Origin of the sequence: Clostridium sp. 1001270J_160509_D11 (genome assembly GCF_015667935.1) — a bacterium.
Taxonomy (GTDB): domain Bacteria; phylum Bacillota; class Clostridia; order Peptostreptococcales; family Peptostreptococcaceae; genus Intestinibacter.
This window is the reverse complement of the sequence record NZ_JADPET010000257.1, coordinates 1-1,495: the sequence shown is the minus strand read 5'-3', so window position 1 is coordinate 1,495 and position 1,495 is coordinate 1. Positions and strand designations below refer to the sequence as shown.

The window sequence follows — 1,495 nt, the reverse complement described above, 5'->3', positions numbered from 1 at the left end:
ACACAGAAGTTAAGCTCCTGAGCGCTGATGGTACTTGGTGGGCAACCGCCTGGGAGAGTAAGACGTAGCCACGTAATCTTTTTTTATTACGTGAAAACAAAGAAAAGTTTTTTTCATAAAAGATAAAAAGCAGCATATTTTTATAATATGCTGCTTTTTTAGTGAAAATAATTATATTAAAAGAAATTATATTGATATTAATTACCTTTTTAAAAGACTATAATTAAATTAAAACTAAAAATAGATATAGTAAATAGGGGGAAAAATAATGTCAAATAGAATAGTATTAAATGAAGTTTCTTATCATGGCACAGGGGCAATAAATGAAATTGTTACAGAAGTAAAAAGAAGAGGATTAAATAAGGCATTTTTATGCTCAGACCCAGAATTAATAAAACTTAATGTTACTACTAAAATTACTAAAATATTAGATAATGCAGGTTTAGATTATGAAATATATTCAAATATAAAGGCAAATCCTACAATAGAAAATGTTCAAACTGGGGTAAAGAAATACAAAGAGTCTAAAGCTGACTATATAATTGCAATAGGTGGTGGCTCATCTATGGATACTGCAAAAGCAGTAGGTATTATTGTCAATAATCCAGAATTTGATGATGTTAAAAGTTTAGAAGGTACTGCTCCTACTAAAAATAAATCAGTACCGATTATTGCTGTGCCAACAACTGCCGGGACAGCTGCAGAAGTTACAATAAATTATGTTATAACAGATGTAGATAATAATAGAAAATTTGTATGTGTTGATACTAACGACATACCAGTTGTGGCAATAGTTGACCCAGAAATGATGTCAAGTATGCCAAAAGGTCTTACTGCAGCAACAGGTATGGATGCATTAACACATGCTATTGAGGGGTATATAACTATTGGAGCATGGGAAATGTCAGATATGTTCCATTTAAAAGCTATAGAAATAATATCAAGAAGTCTTAGAGGAGCTGTGGAAAATACACCTGAAGGAAGAGAAGGAATGGCTTTAGGTCAATATATAGCAGGTATGGGATTTTCAAATGTAGGTCTTGGAATAGTACATTCAATGGCACATCCACTAGGAGCATTATACGACACTCCTCATGGAGTAGCTAATGCAATTATATTGCCAACTGTTATGGAGTATAATGAAGATTCAACTGGTGATAAATATAAATATATAGCTGCAGCTATGGGAGTTGAAGGTACAGAAAATATGACTGTATCAGAATATAGAAAAGCAGCAGTTGATGCAGTAAAAAAACTTGCACAAGATGTAGGTATACCACAGGATTTAAAAGATATTGTGAAAGAAGAAGATATTCAATTTTTAGCACAATCTGCTTATGATGATGCGTGTAGACCGGGAAATCCAAAAGAAACATCAGTTGAAGATATAGCTAAATTATATAAATCTCTAATATAGCTTATATATATAAATTTATATTCAAATAAAAAAGGTTGAACTTGCGTACAGTTCAGCCTTTTTTTATTTATATATAAA

1 protein-coding gene is annotated in these 1,495 nt (G+C 31.4%); it reads left to right on the top strand.

From position 1 onward, the window contains the following. The first annotated feature begins 268 nt into the window (after window positions 1-268). A complete protein-coding gene (gene fucO / locus I4U58_RS13770) occupies window positions 269-1,417 on the top strand; it encodes a lactaldehyde reductase (protein WP_195931903.1) in 1,149 nt (382 codons plus the stop codon). Window positions 1,418-1,495 lie beyond the last annotated feature (78 nt).

Bases quoted from the DNA above. Each gene is read 5' to 3' on its own strand.
- fucO (WP_195931903.1), top strand. From the start codon at position 269: ATGTCAAATAGAATAGTATTAAATGAAGTTTCTTATCATGGCACAGGG.